The 14248-nt window shown below is 45.6% G+C and carries 12 protein-coding genes; 11 read left to right on the forward strand and 1 reads right to left on the reverse strand.

The features are described 5' to 3' along the window. The 8 genes from BLU57_RS11590 to BLU57_RS11625 all read left to right on the forward strand — a co-directional run. The coding region (locus BLU57_RS11590) for a type IV secretory system conjugative DNA transfer family protein (protein WP_090320961.1) at positions 1–1716 on the forward strand (1716 nt) is incomplete at its 5' end. A 29-nt stretch (positions 1717–1745) separates the two neighbouring features. Further along, entirely contained in the window at positions 1746–2285 is a 540-nt protein-coding gene (traF, locus tag BLU57_RS11595; RefSeq protein ID WP_090320964.1) for a conjugative transfer signal peptidase TraF, read from the forward strand. A gap of 25 nt (positions 2286–2310) precedes the next feature. Next, positions 2311–2532, forward strand: a complete 222-nt coding sequence (locus tag BLU57_RS11600; RefSeq protein ID WP_090320967.1) for a conjugal transfer protein TraD — start codon at positions 2311–2313, stop codon at positions 2530–2532. Beyond that, entirely contained in the window at positions 2519–5356 is a 2838-nt protein-coding gene (locus BLU57_RS11605; RefSeq protein ID WP_090320970.1) for a zincin-like metallopeptidase domain-containing protein, read from the forward strand. Before BLU57_RS11600 ends, BLU57_RS11605 begins: the two co-directional genes overlap by 14 nt. Before the next feature lie 20 nt (positions 5357–5376). Then, positions 5377–6492: a JAB domain-containing protein gene (locus tag BLU57_RS11610; RefSeq protein WP_090320973.1), complete on the forward strand. Its 1116-nt coding sequence runs from the start codon at positions 5377–5379 to the stop codon at positions 6490–6492. Positions 6493–6570: 78 nt separating this feature from the next. After that, positions 6571–6873 carry a helix-turn-helix transcriptional regulator gene (locus BLU57_RS11615; protein WP_062558785.1) on the forward strand — a complete coding sequence of 101 codons (303 nt, stop codon included), beginning with the start codon at positions 6571–6573 and terminating at the stop codon, positions 6871–6873. Beyond that, positions 6870–8120 (forward strand): type II toxin-antitoxin system HipA family toxin, encoded by a 1251-nt coding sequence (locus BLU57_RS11620; RefSeq protein ID WP_090320976.1) that lies wholly within the window; start codon positions 6870–6872, stop codon positions 8118–8120. Before BLU57_RS11615 ends, BLU57_RS11620 begins: the two co-directional genes overlap by 4 nt. 13 nt (positions 8121–8133) lie before the next feature. After that, a complete protein-coding gene (locus BLU57_RS11625; protein ID WP_090320979.1) occupies positions 8134–8547 on the forward strand; it encodes a hypothetical protein in 414 nt (137 codons plus the stop codon). Positions 8548–8664: 117 nt separating this feature from the next. On the opposite strand, the gene BLU57_RS11630 is transcribed toward BLU57_RS11625, so the two are convergent. Continuing rightward, complete coding sequence (locus BLU57_RS11630; protein WP_090320982.1) at positions 8665–8997, reverse strand: HU family DNA-binding protein; 333 nt, start codon at positions 8995–8997, stop codon at positions 8665–8667. A gap of 440 nt (positions 8998–9437) precedes the next feature. On the opposite strand from BLU57_RS11630, the gene BLU57_RS11635 reads away from it, so the two are divergent. The 3 genes from BLU57_RS11635 to BLU57_RS11645 are packed head-to-tail and all read left to right on the forward strand — an operon-like array spanning position 9438 to position 14247. Further along, a complete protein-coding gene (locus tag BLU57_RS11635) occupies positions 9438–10922 on the forward strand; it encodes a type I restriction-modification system subunit M (RefSeq protein WP_090320984.1) in 1485 nt (494 codons plus the stop codon). Then, positions 10919–12793 carry a DUF262 domain-containing protein gene (locus BLU57_RS11640; protein ID WP_090320987.1) on the forward strand — a complete coding sequence of 625 codons (1875 nt, stop codon included), beginning with the start codon at positions 10919–10921 and terminating at the stop codon, positions 12791–12793. Before BLU57_RS11635 ends, BLU57_RS11640 begins: the two co-directional genes overlap by 4 nt. Continuing rightward, positions 12790–14247 (forward strand): type I restriction-modification system subunit M, encoded by a 1458-nt coding sequence (locus tag BLU57_RS11645; protein ID WP_090320990.1) that lies wholly within the window; start codon positions 12790–12792, stop codon positions 14245–14247. The genes BLU57_RS11640 and BLU57_RS11645 overlap by 4 nt, the downstream gene beginning before the upstream one ends. The last annotated feature ends 1 nt before the right edge of the window (position 14248 follow it).

A 14248-nucleotide genomic window follows, 5' to 3' on the forward strand; every position in this document is an offset into this window, starting at 1 on the left:
TTCAATTACCAGCCGCAATTAGGCGCGCACTTTTTTAACATTTATGAATCCTGGGCAATTCTGCTATGGGCAAATAAATGGTATGGCGAGTATTCAGGCATCTTCGATCTGGCAGCAGGTTTCGGCATTTTATTTTCCAGCATTGGTTTGATACTGGTTCTGGTCATTAAAATGGTGCTGGCTAATTCATCCAGAACTAATCAGGGGTTACATGGATCAGCCAGATGGGCAGATAAGCAGGACATTGTAGCCGCAGGACTGCTTTCAACAGGCAAGAATAGTAAAAGTAACCAGAGCGACGCCGTTTATGTCGGCGGCTGGCGGGATAATTCCGGCAAAACCCACTATCTGAAACACAGCGGCCCGGAACATGTGTTGTGTTATGCCCCGACCCGCTCAGGCAAGGGGGTGAGTCTGGTTATACCCACCCTGCTTTCTTGGACTCAGAGCGCAGTCATTACTGATCTCAAAGGTGAATTATGGGCACTCACTTCCGGTTGGAGAAAGCATCATGCCAAAAACAAGGTGCTGCGCTTTGATCCGGCATCAACCAGTAGCGCGCATTGGAATCCTCTGGATGAAATCCAGATTGGCAGCGGCATGGAAGTCGCTGATGTGCAAAACCTGACCACCTTAATCGTCGATCCAGATGGCAAGGGATTACAAACGCATTGGCAGAAAACCAGCCAGGCATTGCTGGTAGGTGTTATTTTGCATGTTTTGTATAAATCAGAGCGAGAAGGATCCCCTGCCACATTATCGACTGTCGACTCAATGCTGTCTGATCCAGATCGCGATATCAGGGAGCTGTGGATGGAAATGGCCATGCAGGATTATCTGGTTGGCAAAAGTCATCCGGTTATTGCAGCCAGTGCGCGTGACATGCTGGATCGCCCTGAAGAAGAAGCCGGTTCCGTGTTGTCGACGGCCAAATCGTATTTGTCCTTGTACCGCGATCCGATCGTCGCCAACAATATTAGTGCATCGGATTTTGCAATCCGTGATTTGATGCACCATGAGAGTCCCGTCAGTTTGTATATTGTGTCGCATCCCAATGACAAATCGCGGTTGCGTCCTTTAATCCGCATTCTGATCAATATGATCATCAGAAAGCTGGCCGATAGAATCACGTTTAAAGACGGTCAACCAGCCGCGCATTACCAACACAAGTTGCTATTGATGCTGGACGAATTCCCAAGCTTAGGAAAACTTGAAATATTTCAGGAATCACTCGCGTTTATCGCAGGCTACGGCATGAAAGCCTATCTAATTTGCCAAGACTTAAATCAACTCAAAAGTCGCGAGACCGGCTACGGGCATGATGAAGCGATTACTTCCAACTGTCACATTCAGACCGCGTTTGCACCCAACCGGATTGAAACAGCGGAACATTTATCCAAACTGACCGGACAGACCACGGTTATCAAAGAGCAGATTACCACCAGCGGCCGCAGGTCATCGATGATGCATGGACATGTTACCCGTACCCTGCAGGAGACGCAGCGCGCGTTATTAACACCGGATGAATGTATGCGACTGCCCGGCCCGATGAAAGATGCGGAAGGCAAGATTACCAAACCGGGTGACATGATTATTTATGTGGCCGGTTTCCCGGCCATTTATGGCACGCAGCCATTGTATTTCCAGGATGAAACCTTTACGGCACGGGCGAAAGTCAATCCCCCGAGTTTCAGCGATAAATTAACCGGATTGTGAAAAACCTGGCACGCATGAGAATCAACTTCATGAAAAAACCCATCAAAATCCTGATTGTTTTGATTCTGACCATGAGCGCTAGCCTATTTGTACTGAGTATTGGTGCACGGATCAGCGGGATTTATATCAATACCACACCCAGCTTGCCAGTGGGTTTTTACAAAGTCGTTGATGAACCGATTGTAAACGGCGCTTATGTCGCTTTCTGTCCACCGCAAATTGAGGTTTTTGATATGGCTAAGGATAGATCCTACATCAATCAAGGTAATTGCCCTGGTGGCTATGGTTTGTTGCTCAAACGTGTGTTTGCACAATCCGGAGATCGAGTTTTGATCGCTCAGGCTGGCATCTATGTGAATGGTGAACATTTGCCGAATAGCGCCCAGCTAACAGCCGATGCTGAGGATCAACCATTGCCGCAATATCGGCTTCAAACTGTGCTGGATGATTCTGAATACCTACTGCTATCCGATGTGAACCCCCAATCCTTTGATGCGCGCTATTTCGGATTGATTGCGCGTGATCAGATTAAGCAAGTTGTTCGTCCAGTTTTTACCTGGAGTCATTAATCAAAAATTAATAGGAGTCAAAGCCATGCATAGACCACCGATTGATGCTGAAACAAACAATCCTGACATTCAAGAGCAGGTGATACAGGAAAAGCTACTTGATGCAGAAATACCGGGCTTCCAAGCTGAATTTGATCCCTTGGAGGCAGAAAGGCTGGGCGCATTCAAGGAAGATGCCTTAACCGAACAGGATGCACTGGATAGCACGATTGATCATGCGACGGAGGTTGAAGATGAAAGAGGCTAAGAAGGCTTTTCATGAACAAGTCGCCGAAAATCTGATTGAGCAACTTAAAAAAGGCGTAGCCCCCTGGCAAAAGCCGTGGAAACCAGGTGACCTGCTGGCCACATTGCCTGTCAATCCAACAACTGGTAAGCGCTACCGGGGCATTAATAGCCTGAACCTGATGAGTCTTGCGTATACGGATCCGCGTTGGTTGACGTACAAGCAAGCAATAAACATTGGCGTACAGGTGCGCAAAGGTGAAAAAAGCACGCTCGTGCAATACTGGAAATTTGCTGAGGAGCACATCAAAAAAGATGATAACGGGAATCCTGTTTTAAATAGTGAAGGCAATCCCATTAAAGAACAGGTCAGACTTGAGCGCCCCAGAGTGTTTTATGCCGCCGTATTTAATGCGCAGCAGATGGATAATCTGCCCGAACTTGACATTAAAGCCCCTGACTGGAATCCACTGGAGCGTGCTGAGCACATATTACAAGCATCCAATGCCGTGATCCGTCATGGCGAAGCTGATCGCGCATTTTACCGGTCATCAACTGACAGTATCCACTTGCCACACAAACACCAGTTTCCGACACCCGATCGTTACTACGCAACAGCACTGCATGAACTGGGCCACTGGACTGGCCATGAATTGCGCTTAAACCGTGATCTTGCGCATCCATTCGGAAGCGAAGGCTACGCCAAAGAAGAATTGCGTGCCGAGATTGCCAGCATGCTACTCAGCGGTGAACTGGGTATTGGGCATGATCCGGGGCAGCATGTGGCTTATGTGAGTTCATGGATCAAAGCGCTACAGGAAGATCCGACAGAAATATTTCGTGCCGCTGCTGATGCTGAAAAAATCCAGGATTATGTACTGGCATTCTCACAACAACAGGAAATTGGAAAAGAAATTGATACGCAGGAGGCAATCAGAATGGATCAAATCAAGCAAAACACCGCCACTTATTTACTGAATCTCTCACCTGATCTGGCCACCATCGCATCCCACAATATCAAACGGTTTAATGATCTGACGCAAGGTATGCCCATCAAGGATCAAGATGCCATCATTTTGGTTGCCGATGCACTCAAATTTACGAGGGGCGGCGGCATTGATAACCTGGAGTTTGAAGAGGTGGCAGAAGTCAAGCTGGGCTTTAGCATTCCTGCTGACTGGAATGGACAGTTGCAGATTCAGGGTAACGTCATTCAAACCGATAAATATGGTATTGAGTCTATAGTATCCGTTGATTCAATAAACACGGAGCCACAATTTTGGGGCGTGACTATGCAGCGTGATGATCAGACTTTCCAATGGGTAAAAGACTGTGATTCTGTGCAAGAAGCGCGAGATTTAACCAATCTGCTTGCACTCATTGATGTCGCTGCCGAAAAGAATGAACATGAAAAGGCCGTTAAGCTTGCCAACATCCATGAAAACCGCATTCGAAATGATCCAATTAGTACTGAAGTATTGATATCAGGAGCCAAGACCGAGCAAAACGATGACAATGCTGGTCAATATTTGATTGTTCCTTATACGGAAAAAGATTTGGCAAAGGCCGCTGGGGCTCGTTGGGATAAAGCCGCCCGTGCCTGGTATGTAGGGCCAGAAGCAGATATTCAAACATTACAACGTTGGCTGCCGGAGAATGTTTCCAGACAGCAGGAACCGGCTATCGATCCTCACGTGGAATTTGCTGAATTGCTGCGCGCTCAAGGTTGCCGAGTTGATGGCAATCATCCGGTGATGGATGGCAGCAAACACAGAATTAAAGTTGAGGGTGATAAGTCGGGTGAGAAATCAGGTTTTTATGTGGCACATCTGGATGGTCATCCTGCCGGATATTTCAAGAACAATCGAACCGGTATTGAAATTCGCTGGAAGGCTAAGGGGTATTCGTTAACGGATGAGCAGAAAGCCGAGCTGATCGCCCAAGCCGCTATCAAGCAGCAGAACAGAAAAGCCGAACAACATGCGCAGCAAATTAAAGTTGCTGATGCAATTCAACAATTGCTGACTATCGCACCTGCTGCCGATTCCGAACATCCTTATCTGAAAGAGAAGCATGCTCGGCCAGGCGATTTGAGAATCGTGCCGCAGAATGCGCATGATTTGCCAACCGATTCAATCATCAAAATTGGTCAGAACTGGCAGGAAGTCAGGCTACTACGTGAGGAAAATCCAGACAGTATTGTACTGACTGCCGGTGATTTATTGCTGGCTGTACAAGATATTCATGGTCAGATCTGGAGTGTGCAAACGATACAACCCAGTGGTGCAAAGCTTTTTGCAGCGGGTAGCAGAAAGGAGAATAACTTTCATGTTGTTGGTAGCGAGAGTCAGGGACTTACAGCACTGGATGCTGCACCTGCCATTGTGATTGCTGAAGGTTATGCCACGGCAGACACGCTATCCCAAGCACTGGGTTATTCTGTCATCGCCGCATTTGATTCGGGTAACTTACCCAAAGTAGCTAAGGATTTGCATGAAAAGTATCCGCATAAGCCAATCGTCATCGCAGGCGACGATGATCATCACCTGGAATTTACCCTTGGCAAAAACCCCGGCAAGGAAAAAGCGCTTGAAGCAGCGGCATTGGTAAATGGTGTAGCGGTATTTCCGGTTTTTGCGTCGAGTGAGCTGGACTCAAAGAAATTAAATGATTTTAATGATCTCGCCAATAAAAGTGCGTTGGGTATTGAGGCAGTCAAACGACAAGTTGGATCGGTTGTTGAAAAAGTATCGCAGCAGGCTAAACAGGACAGCTTATTGAAGTTACAAGGCCCTATTGAACCTAAGCAGCAGGAAATCAAGCAAAAACGGGCATTGGCCAGGTAATCTTTTAAGGAGACTACAAGATGCGCGATAATATGCTGAAGATTCCAGGAATCCCATCCAATCCTGATGAAGGTGATTTTTATGAAAACATTGAGACTCGTCCCGGTACTACCGAAAAGCAAAAAGAAGCAGGGCGAAGTGCCTATACAGAACTGCTCGAAGCTCATGCTCGATGGGCAGGTGGCACCTTACTGGGTTGCGATTTCCCCAAAAATTTCAGAGAAGAAAGAGGAACCACCTTCCTAAATCAGCCCATTAAGTCAGGTCATGATCTGGCAATAATGGCGCAAATACTACGCGACCCGCGCTATGAGACGCTGAGAATATTTTATACCCGTATGAATCGCATCGTTCATCATACTGCTGTGAGTTCCAGATTACCGGGTGCAGTCTATCTGGAAAAGATTGGATATGCCAAACATGATCTGGGTGCTTTGGTAGAAAAGACCAGACGACATGTTAAAGCAGATGGTTACTGGTTATTACACAACCATCCATCGGGTAATGCTACGCCATCGAGTCAGGATGTCAGGCTCACAGAAATACTTGCATCAACTGTTCCGAGTTTCAAAGGTCATGTCGTTATCAATACCAGTCAATACAGTGTCATTGATAAAGACGGTCATGTCGATTTAGTGAATTGGATGGGTGATCAGGCAGGAGGTTATCAGAATAATCATTATAAAAGTCATGAACTGCTCCTGGAGAAAATAGCCTCACCGGAGGATCTTGCAAAGATAGGCCATGCTTTAAAAAAACGGGATCAGTTTTTTAACTTGATAGGACTCAGTGCAACAGGTTTTGTATTGTCGTTAAGTGAGTTACCCATATCGGCACTTGATCGTCCTAAAAATCTGCTACTGGCGCGACTACAAAATTTTGCACGCAATTCTGGCGTCAATACGGTATTTGCCATCACGAATGCTAATGATTACAGGCACCCGGTATTATCCAAAGCCTGTGAAGTTGGCATACTAAAAGATGTGCTAACCGTTGAGGGCTCTGATTATCGCTCATTGCGAGAAGAAGGGCTATTTGCGTCAATGCCCGGTGAAATAAGTGCCATTTTTAGGAAGCCGAGAGCCTTTGTGAAGGAAGATGGCGGATTGGGCAAACGCAAAAGTCGTACACGCTGATAGTTATTCGGTATTTAATACTTATATAGTATATTATGATGATCTTTATATCATTGCATGTATTCTATAGTATTCATTATGTCTGTCAGATCATTTCGTGTTGAACAAGTCCTGAAGAAACTCGGTGGTGACATTCGTGACGCAAGAAAGCGCCGGGGAATTACTGTGCAATTGATGGCTGAGCGCATGGGCGTTACACGGGTAACAGTTGCAAAAATTGAACGCGGCGAACCCAATACCAGTATGGGCAATTACGCGATGGCGTTATACATCCTTGGTAAAGCCGATGAACTCGAAATGCTCATGGATCGTACCCATGATTCCCTCGGTCTGGATCTGATGGATGAAAAACTACCCAAACGGGTCAGGGTTTCTAAATGAGTGATACGCACCTGCTTGTCTCATTAGATTGGCAAGGACAATTGCATCGCATTGGTCACCTGGAAATTCATAAAAGCCGTGGTAGAGAAAACTACCGCTTTATCTATGAGCGCACCTGGATCAAGCATCCGAATCGCTTTGCCATTGACCCGGAACTCCCTTTACTGATTGATATGCCGTATTTGAACAACCGGCTTTGGGGTGCTTTCCAGGATATTTCACCAGATCGTTGGGGCAGACTGATTCAGACACGCACAACTGGTATCTTTTTAAGTGACAGTGACTATATGTTGGGTGTTAGTGATTACATGCGCATGGGTGGACTTCGTTTAAGTCACAGTAATACGCCCGACGTGTTTCTTGCAGAACATACAAATATCCCCAAGTTGATTCATATGCGACAACTTGAAACCGCGGCCAGACATTTTGAGAGCGGTACTGAGACCGCCGCTGATCTTGCCATGCTTGCGCAGCCTGGTTCATCGCTTGGCGGAGCGCGCCCTAAAGCAGCGATTGAAGATGCAGGTGAACTCTGGATTGCCAAGTTTTCTTCACAGAACGATACGGAGCGAGTCAGTTTATGGGAAGCCGTTATGCTGGATCTTGCACAACAAGCCGGAATTGAGATAACAGCATTCAGGGTTTTAAATGCAAAGAGTGATTCGCCGGTTCTGCTGGTCAAACGATTTGATCGTGAGAAAACACTGCGTACCCCTTTTATGTCCGCCATGACGCTATTAGGACGCAATGAAGATAATAAGGAAGGCGCGAGTTATCTGGAAATAGCTGATGCCATTAATCGTGAATCTGCACAGCCTGCACAAGACCGTCTGGAATTATGGCGGCGCATGACATTCAACGCCATGACTGGCAATATTGATGATCATCTACGCAATCATGGTTTTTTGCGTGTTTCCCAGGGATGGCGACTGGCACCTGCTTATGATTTAAACCCAACCCCCCAGACTTTTACCCAACGAGTGCATCAACTGGCATTTAACCAAAGCGTTAAGCCATCATTAGATACTTGTCTGGAACTGGCAGACTACTTTGCATTAAATCAATCAGTAACCGATCTTGCATTAAAAAAGATCGGGAGAAGTCTAGGTAATTGGCAGCTGACCGCAAAACGCCATCAATTACGCAGTGACGAAATTAAACGCATGGCGCCATCCTTTGAGCATGAAGATAGTCAACGGCTAATTGCAATAGCCACAAAAACAATTTCACGCTCACGCAACAGCTAATGGCCGGGTTATTATGTACGGCGAAATTGAATATCAGGGTGAAAAGATATATTTCCCGCAACCGGGTGCGCGGTTGCCGGTGCGTTTGCGAGATGGCGGTGTAACTTGGGTAACCTGGGGTAGGCGCAAGGATGAAGCCACCGGTAAATTTCCGAATGGCGGCTGGGCACGACTGAATTCCATCAAAAGCGGTAAATGGAAGCCCTGGCATCCAAGGCCGGTTTTAATTGCCGCTGACCAGTTCATGGAAAAAGACCATGACAATCAATCCCACTGGATAGAACTGGATAAACGGATGGTGATTCAGGGATTATTGGCAGAAAGAGACAAAGAAACTCGGGTTTATGTGGTGACTATCAACACGCCACCTGAATATGCCTGGATACATGACCGCTGGCCGAGGTTGGTTCGACTGAAGGATCAATAGTCGTTCAGGTTTTATTTGATCGGTTACAGTATGATTTTATTCATAAACCTTCCCCAGGAAACTCTTCTCCCCCTAATGATTCCCTAGGTTTTTGCAATCAAAACGCACCCAATCGTATTATTTCTTTTTATCTGTTTGTTTTGGCATTGTTGATTTGGCTGCATTGGTTTTCTTAACAGAGACCGCAGCATCAGATAAAGTTTTACTTGGCTTGAATTTAACGACCTTCTTGGCAGGAATTGTCATGGTTACACCAGTCGCTGGATTGCGGCCTTCACGACTTGCACGTTCTGTCACTGAGAAAGTACCAAACCCCACAAGCTGAACATCGTTGCCACTAGCCATGGTTTCCTGAATAACTTCAAGCAATCCGTTCAGCATGGCGGTTGTTTGGGCTTTGGTAGTATTAGAGCGCGTAGCAATGGCTTCAATCAATTCGGCCTTGTTCATGGGGATGCCTTATTAGTGGTTTAAGAAGTGGTTGGTAATCTATCAGGATTTAATGCTATAACTCAACAACTTTGAAGAATTATATGTATTTACCGCCTGAAAACTTATTTCATTCGCAAATATAGGACAGAGTGCAGGATTAATAAAAGATTCGCTATCAGTATGTACATTGCATTTCCTATTTAGACGGGATTATGTGGCTATAGTTTTCCTCCATTTCTTAAAACCACTTTTGACAGTAGTCAATTTTCGCAACAGAACCGCCAGTTTCATAAGCTTGTTGACGCTACTCTAAAAATGACCAGCTAACTGTCTTTTGTGTTAATAGAATTTTTACCAAGTGGAGTTGGTTAAAAGATGCATTATCTCGCATTGACAGTTAAAGAACAGAATAAATTGAATTTATGCGAGAGTTAGTTCATATCGCTATAATCAACCAAATGAACGAAAATAAACTAACCCTCTCCCAATTAGAACAATACCTCTCCAAAGCCGCATGGATCTTAAAAGGTCCGGTCGACGCCTCAGATTTCAAAGTCTACATATTTCCTTTGTTATTTTTTAAGCGGATATCGGATGTTTATGATGAAGAATTTCGTGTCGCACTAGAAGAATCCAATGGTGATCAGGAATATGCGGCCTTACCTGAATTTCATCGCTTCGAAATCCCTGAAAGATGTCATTGGAATGATGTACGGGAAACATCAACCAATGTCGGTTTAGCCATAGAAAAAGCTTTAAGAGGTATAGAGCAAGCCAACCAGGAATTCTTGTATGGCATTTTCGGTGATGCGCAGTGGAGCAACAAAAACAAACTCACTGACAGCCTGCTGATCAATTTGATCGAACACTTTTCTCAATACGCACTGGGTAATGAAAAAATCAATCCCGATATGCTTGGTCAAGCCTACGAATATCTGATCAAGCATTTTGCCGATCTTACCAATAAAAAAGCCGGAGAGTTTTATACCCCCCGTTCTGTCGTGCATTTATTGGGATTAATCCTCGATCCGCACGAAGGCGAAAGTATTTATGACCCAGCGTGCGGTACTGGCGGCATGTTGCTCGAATGTGTCGATCACCTTAAACATAACAAAGAAGATTTCCGCACACTAAAACTCTACGGTCAAGAAAAAAACCTGACTTCCAGCTCAATTGCCCGAATGAACATGTTTCTTCATGGGATAGAAGATTTTGAGATCCTCCGGGGCGACACGTTACGCAACCCAGCTTTTTTTGAAGCCGATGGGTTAAAAACATTTGATTGCGTGATCGCCAATCCACCTTTTTCCTTAGATAATTGGGGGGCAGGAAACTGGGTGAATGATCCCTTTGGTCGAAATATTGGCGGGGTTCCACCGAAAAGTAATGGCGACATGGCTTGGGTGCAACATATGGTTAAATCCATGAACAGCACCGGCAGAATGACTGTCGTGCTACCGCATGGTGCATTATTCCGCAAAGGGGCTGAAGGCACTATCCGGCAAGTGTTGATAGAGCAGGACTTGCTGGAAGTCGTAATTGGTTTGGGTCCCAACATTTTCTATGGAGCGCAACTGGCCGCTTGTGTGATGGTATTCAAGCAGAACAAAGCATCCGAGAAAAAACACAAAGTCCTTTTTATCGATGCTTCCGATCAAATCAGGGTCGGTAGAGCACAAAATTACCTCGAGCCGAAGCATGTCAAACAGATTCATGACTGGTATCAAGCTTTTCGTGATGTCGAGAACTACGTCAAAGTGGCCACAATCAACGATCTCAAAGAAAACGATTACAACCTGAACATACCGCTCTACGTGGAAAAAATCATTGAGGATAACTTACCCAGTGTGGAAGAGGCGCTGAGCGATTTGAAGGCCGCTTGGCAAGCCAGTTTAGAAGCAGAAGAAAAATTCAAAACCATATTAAATGGATTTCTCAAATGAAAATGCCATCCAGTTCAGCTCAGGATAGACAAGTCCAAGTTTGGTTCCAACGCATCCAAAATGGAGAAATTAAACTGCCGCGCTTCCAGCGCCACCAGGCATGGGATAAAAACCGCATTTGCAGCTTGTTAGATACGGTAACCAAAAATTTACCGCTAGGCGTTACGCTCCTGCTAAATGTTAATGAAGAGCAATTCGTCTCACGATACTTGGCAACTGCACCGGAAACCAGTGTTCGCGTTACCGAGCACTTGTTAGACGGGCAACAGCGTCTCACTGCTCTTTGGAGAACTTTGCACAATAACTACCAAGACGCAACCTACTTTCTTTACTTGCCTCTGTTTGATCAAAATAAAGAAACATCACAAGAATCAGACGAATCCGAAATTTGGCATGTCAGCCGTTGGGTCAATAAAAACAACGCCAAAATGCCACTGTGGGCTGATATTCCTCAAAATTGCCTAAGCCGTGGACTCATTCCTATGCAGTTATTTAGGCCAGGAGATATCGCATCAGAAATCGATGCCTGGGTTGATTCCGCACTGGCTGTGTCCAAACCAAAACCAAGCGCTGAAGAATTTGAGGCGTTGCTTACCCAATGGATGGAACAGAAGAATCAGGTAAAAACAACAATCCGCGACTTTAGGGAAACCATCGCGCACTTCAATCTACCGTATCTCGCCTTACCAGCACAGACTTCAAAAGACACTGCGTTGCAGGTATTCATCAACATGAATACCAATAGCAAGCCCTTATCCCAATACGACATCATTCGTGCAGAAATAGAAGGCGTCAAAGGTGTTTCACTGGATGACTATCAGCATCAGTTGAACGCAACTCACCCCAATATTCAGTATTACTACGAATTACCTTTTTTGATCCTGGCTACTTCGGCACTTATCCAAAACAAGCTACCAAACCAAAAGGGCATGTGGGATATGAGCAAGGATGAGATGGTAAACAACTGGGATAAGATGACCGATGGATTATCCAAAATGGCATTACTCTTGGAATCCCAAGGTATTCCTGATCGGGATCGATTGCCAACTAATGCTGTGTTAGCCGTGATTGCCGCTTTGTATGTCTATATTCCGGAAACTCTCGATCAAAGAGGCAAATTTGAAACATTGCTAAAAAAGTATCTTTGGTCCAGCTTTTTTACCAACCGTTATGAAAATGCAGCGGCAACCCATGCCTATAGCGATTTTGTTGCTCTCAAAAACATCATAGAAGGTAAGCAGAAAAAAGATGGCGTTCCATGGGATGAATCCGATGTACCTGTGCTCAATAGAGAGCTACATCCACTTGCTACCGAGGATGAACTCCTGCGTGTAGGTTGGCCTAAGCGGGAAAATATCCGTGGTAGGGCAATACTAGCTATTTTCAGCAAACTTGGAGCTTATGATTTTGCGGATGGGGCGCAACTTACCCGCGCTCAGTTACTCAGTGGTAAACGGCATTACCATCACGTGTTTCCGGAAGCGCTTCTAACCGAGTTCGGTATTGATAGTTGGCTGGCATTAAATTGCGCGTTGATTACCGATAAAACCAACCTAAATATCAGTAATAAAGATCCTCTGAGCTACCTCAAAGAGCGATACAACTGGACCAGCGAAGATATTGTTAATGACCGATTGAAGTCGCACCTGATCCCGATTCAAGAGCTGAGAAGCGGCGGCTACGATGGTTTAACCGAGAATGAGAAACAAGAAAAGGTAAAGCAAGATTTCAAAAACTTTATTCAGAAACGGGTTGCTTATGTTATTAAGGCGGTGGAACTATTGGTAGAAGGTAGAGATATTCACGCCTCCGATATCATCAATACGGTCGAGAACGCCCAAAGTACAAACATGGATAGTACCTCCATATGACCCAGCAAGAACTCGAAAAATACCTCTGGGGCGCAGCCACGGCGTTACGTGGAACCATTGATGCCGGGGATTATAAGCAGTATATCTTTCCCTTGCTGTTCTTCAAGCGCATTTCCGATGTGTATGACGAAGAGTTTGCCAACGCCTTAGCAGAAAGTAATGGCGATCTGGAATATGCCGCGTTTGCCGAGAACCATCATTTCCAGATTTCAGGCGGCGCGCACTGGAACGACGTGCGGGAGAAAACCGTCAACATTGGCGCAGCATTGCAGGAAGCGATGCGGGCGATTGAACAAGCCAATCCGGATACCTTGTTTGGCATTTTTGGCGATGCCAGTTGGACCAATAAAGACCGATTATCCGACGCTATCTTAACCGATCTGATCGAGCATTTCTCCCAGCACAAGCTCAACATCAGCAACGTGCCCGATGATCAACTGGGCAATGCTTACGAGTACCTGATTAAGGAATTTGCAGACGACAGTGGCCATACTGCCGCCGAGTTTTACACCAACCGCACCGTGGTCAAGCTGATGACGCTCATCATGAACCCACAACCTGGCGAAAGCGTCTATGACCCAACTTGCGGTTCCGGTGGCTTGTTGCTGAATTGTGCGTTGCATTTAAAAGAGGAACGCAAGGAATACCGCACCTTGAAACTCTACGGGCAGGAAATCAACCTGCTTACTTCCGCCATAGCCCGCATGAACATGTTTATGCACGGCATCGAAGAATTCAGCATTGTGCGCGGCGATACTCTGACGAATCCAGCCTTTCTGGAGAACGATCAGCTCAAAACCTTTAATGTCATTCTCGCCAATCCGCCATACTCGATCAAAGCCTGGGATCGCAAATCGTTTGAGAGCGATCCGTACGGACGTAATCTTTGGGGCACGCCGCCGCAAGGCTGTGCCGATTATGCGTTTCAGCAGCATATTCATAAAAGTCTGGATAAAGACAATGGCCGTTTTGCCATTCTTTGGCCCCACGGCATTTTATTCAGGGATTCGGAAGCAGAAATGCGCAGAAAAATGGTCGCCTCAGATCAAATTGAAGCGGTCATTGGCTTAGGTCCCAACCTATTCTACAACTCACCGATGGAAGCCATGATTTTGGTAGGCAATACCAATAAGCCAGCAGCAAGAAAAGGCAAAGTGTTATTCGTAAATGGCAAAGATGACGTGGTCGAGAATAAGGGACAATCCTACTTAACAAACGCACATATCAACAAGTTATACCAGGCATTCGTCGATTTCACTGACATACCGCACTACTCCAAGGTTGCGACTATAGAAGAAATACTAGCGTTAAACGGCAACATGAATATTAATTTCTATGTCAAAAAGGATAATTCTGGCAGCAGTGTCAGCTTTAGCGAAGCATTCAAAAACTGGCAGAAAGCCGGTAATGAATTAAAGAAATCCATGCAAACCCTATTTAACGAGCTGAATTAAG

This window comes from Nitrosomonas oligotropha (assembly GCF_900106555.1).
Classification (GTDB): domain Bacteria; phylum Pseudomonadota; class Gammaproteobacteria; order Burkholderiales; family Nitrosomonadaceae; genus Nitrosomonas; species Nitrosomonas oligotropha_A.

Coding starts and splice junctions, on each gene's coding strand:
- BLU57_RS11640 (WP_090320987.1), top strand. CDS start 10,919: ATGAAAATGCCATCCAGTTCAGCTCAGGATAGACAAGTCCAAGTTTGG.
- BLU57_RS11610 (WP_090320973.1), top strand. CDS start 5,377: ATGCGCGATAATATGCTGAAGATTCCAGGAATCCCATCCAATCCTGAT.
- BLU57_RS11620 (WP_090320976.1), top strand. CDS start 6,870: ATGAGTGATACGCACCTGCTTGTCTCATTAGATTGGCAAGGACAATTG.
- BLU57_RS11635 (WP_090320984.1), top strand. CDS start 9,438: ATGAACGAAAATAAACTAACCCTCTCCCAATTAGAACAATACCTCTCC.
- BLU57_RS11625 (WP_090320979.1), top strand. CDS start 8,134: ATGTACGGCGAAATTGAATATCAGGGTGAAAAGATATATTTCCCGCAA.
- BLU57_RS11645 (WP_090320990.1), top strand. CDS start 12,790: ATGACCCAGCAAGAACTCGAAAAATACCTCTGGGGCGCAGCCACGGCG.
- BLU57_RS11615 (WP_062558785.1), top strand. CDS start 6,571: ATGTCTGTCAGATCATTTCGTGTTGAACAAGTCCTGAAGAAACTCGGT.
- BLU57_RS11605 (WP_090320970.1), top strand. CDS start 2,519: ATGAAAGAGGCTAAGAAGGCTTTTCATGAACAAGTCGCCGAAAATCTG.
- BLU57_RS11630 (WP_090320982.1), bottom strand. CDS start 8,997: ATGAACAAGGCCGAATTGATTGAAGCCATTGCTACGCGCTCTAATACT.
- BLU57_RS11600 (WP_090320967.1), top strand. CDS start 2,311: ATGCATAGACCACCGATTGATGCTGAAACAAACAATCCTGACATTCAA.
- traF (WP_090320964.1), top strand. CDS start 1,746: ATGAAAAAACCCATCAAAATCCTGATTGTTTTGATTCTGACCATGAGC.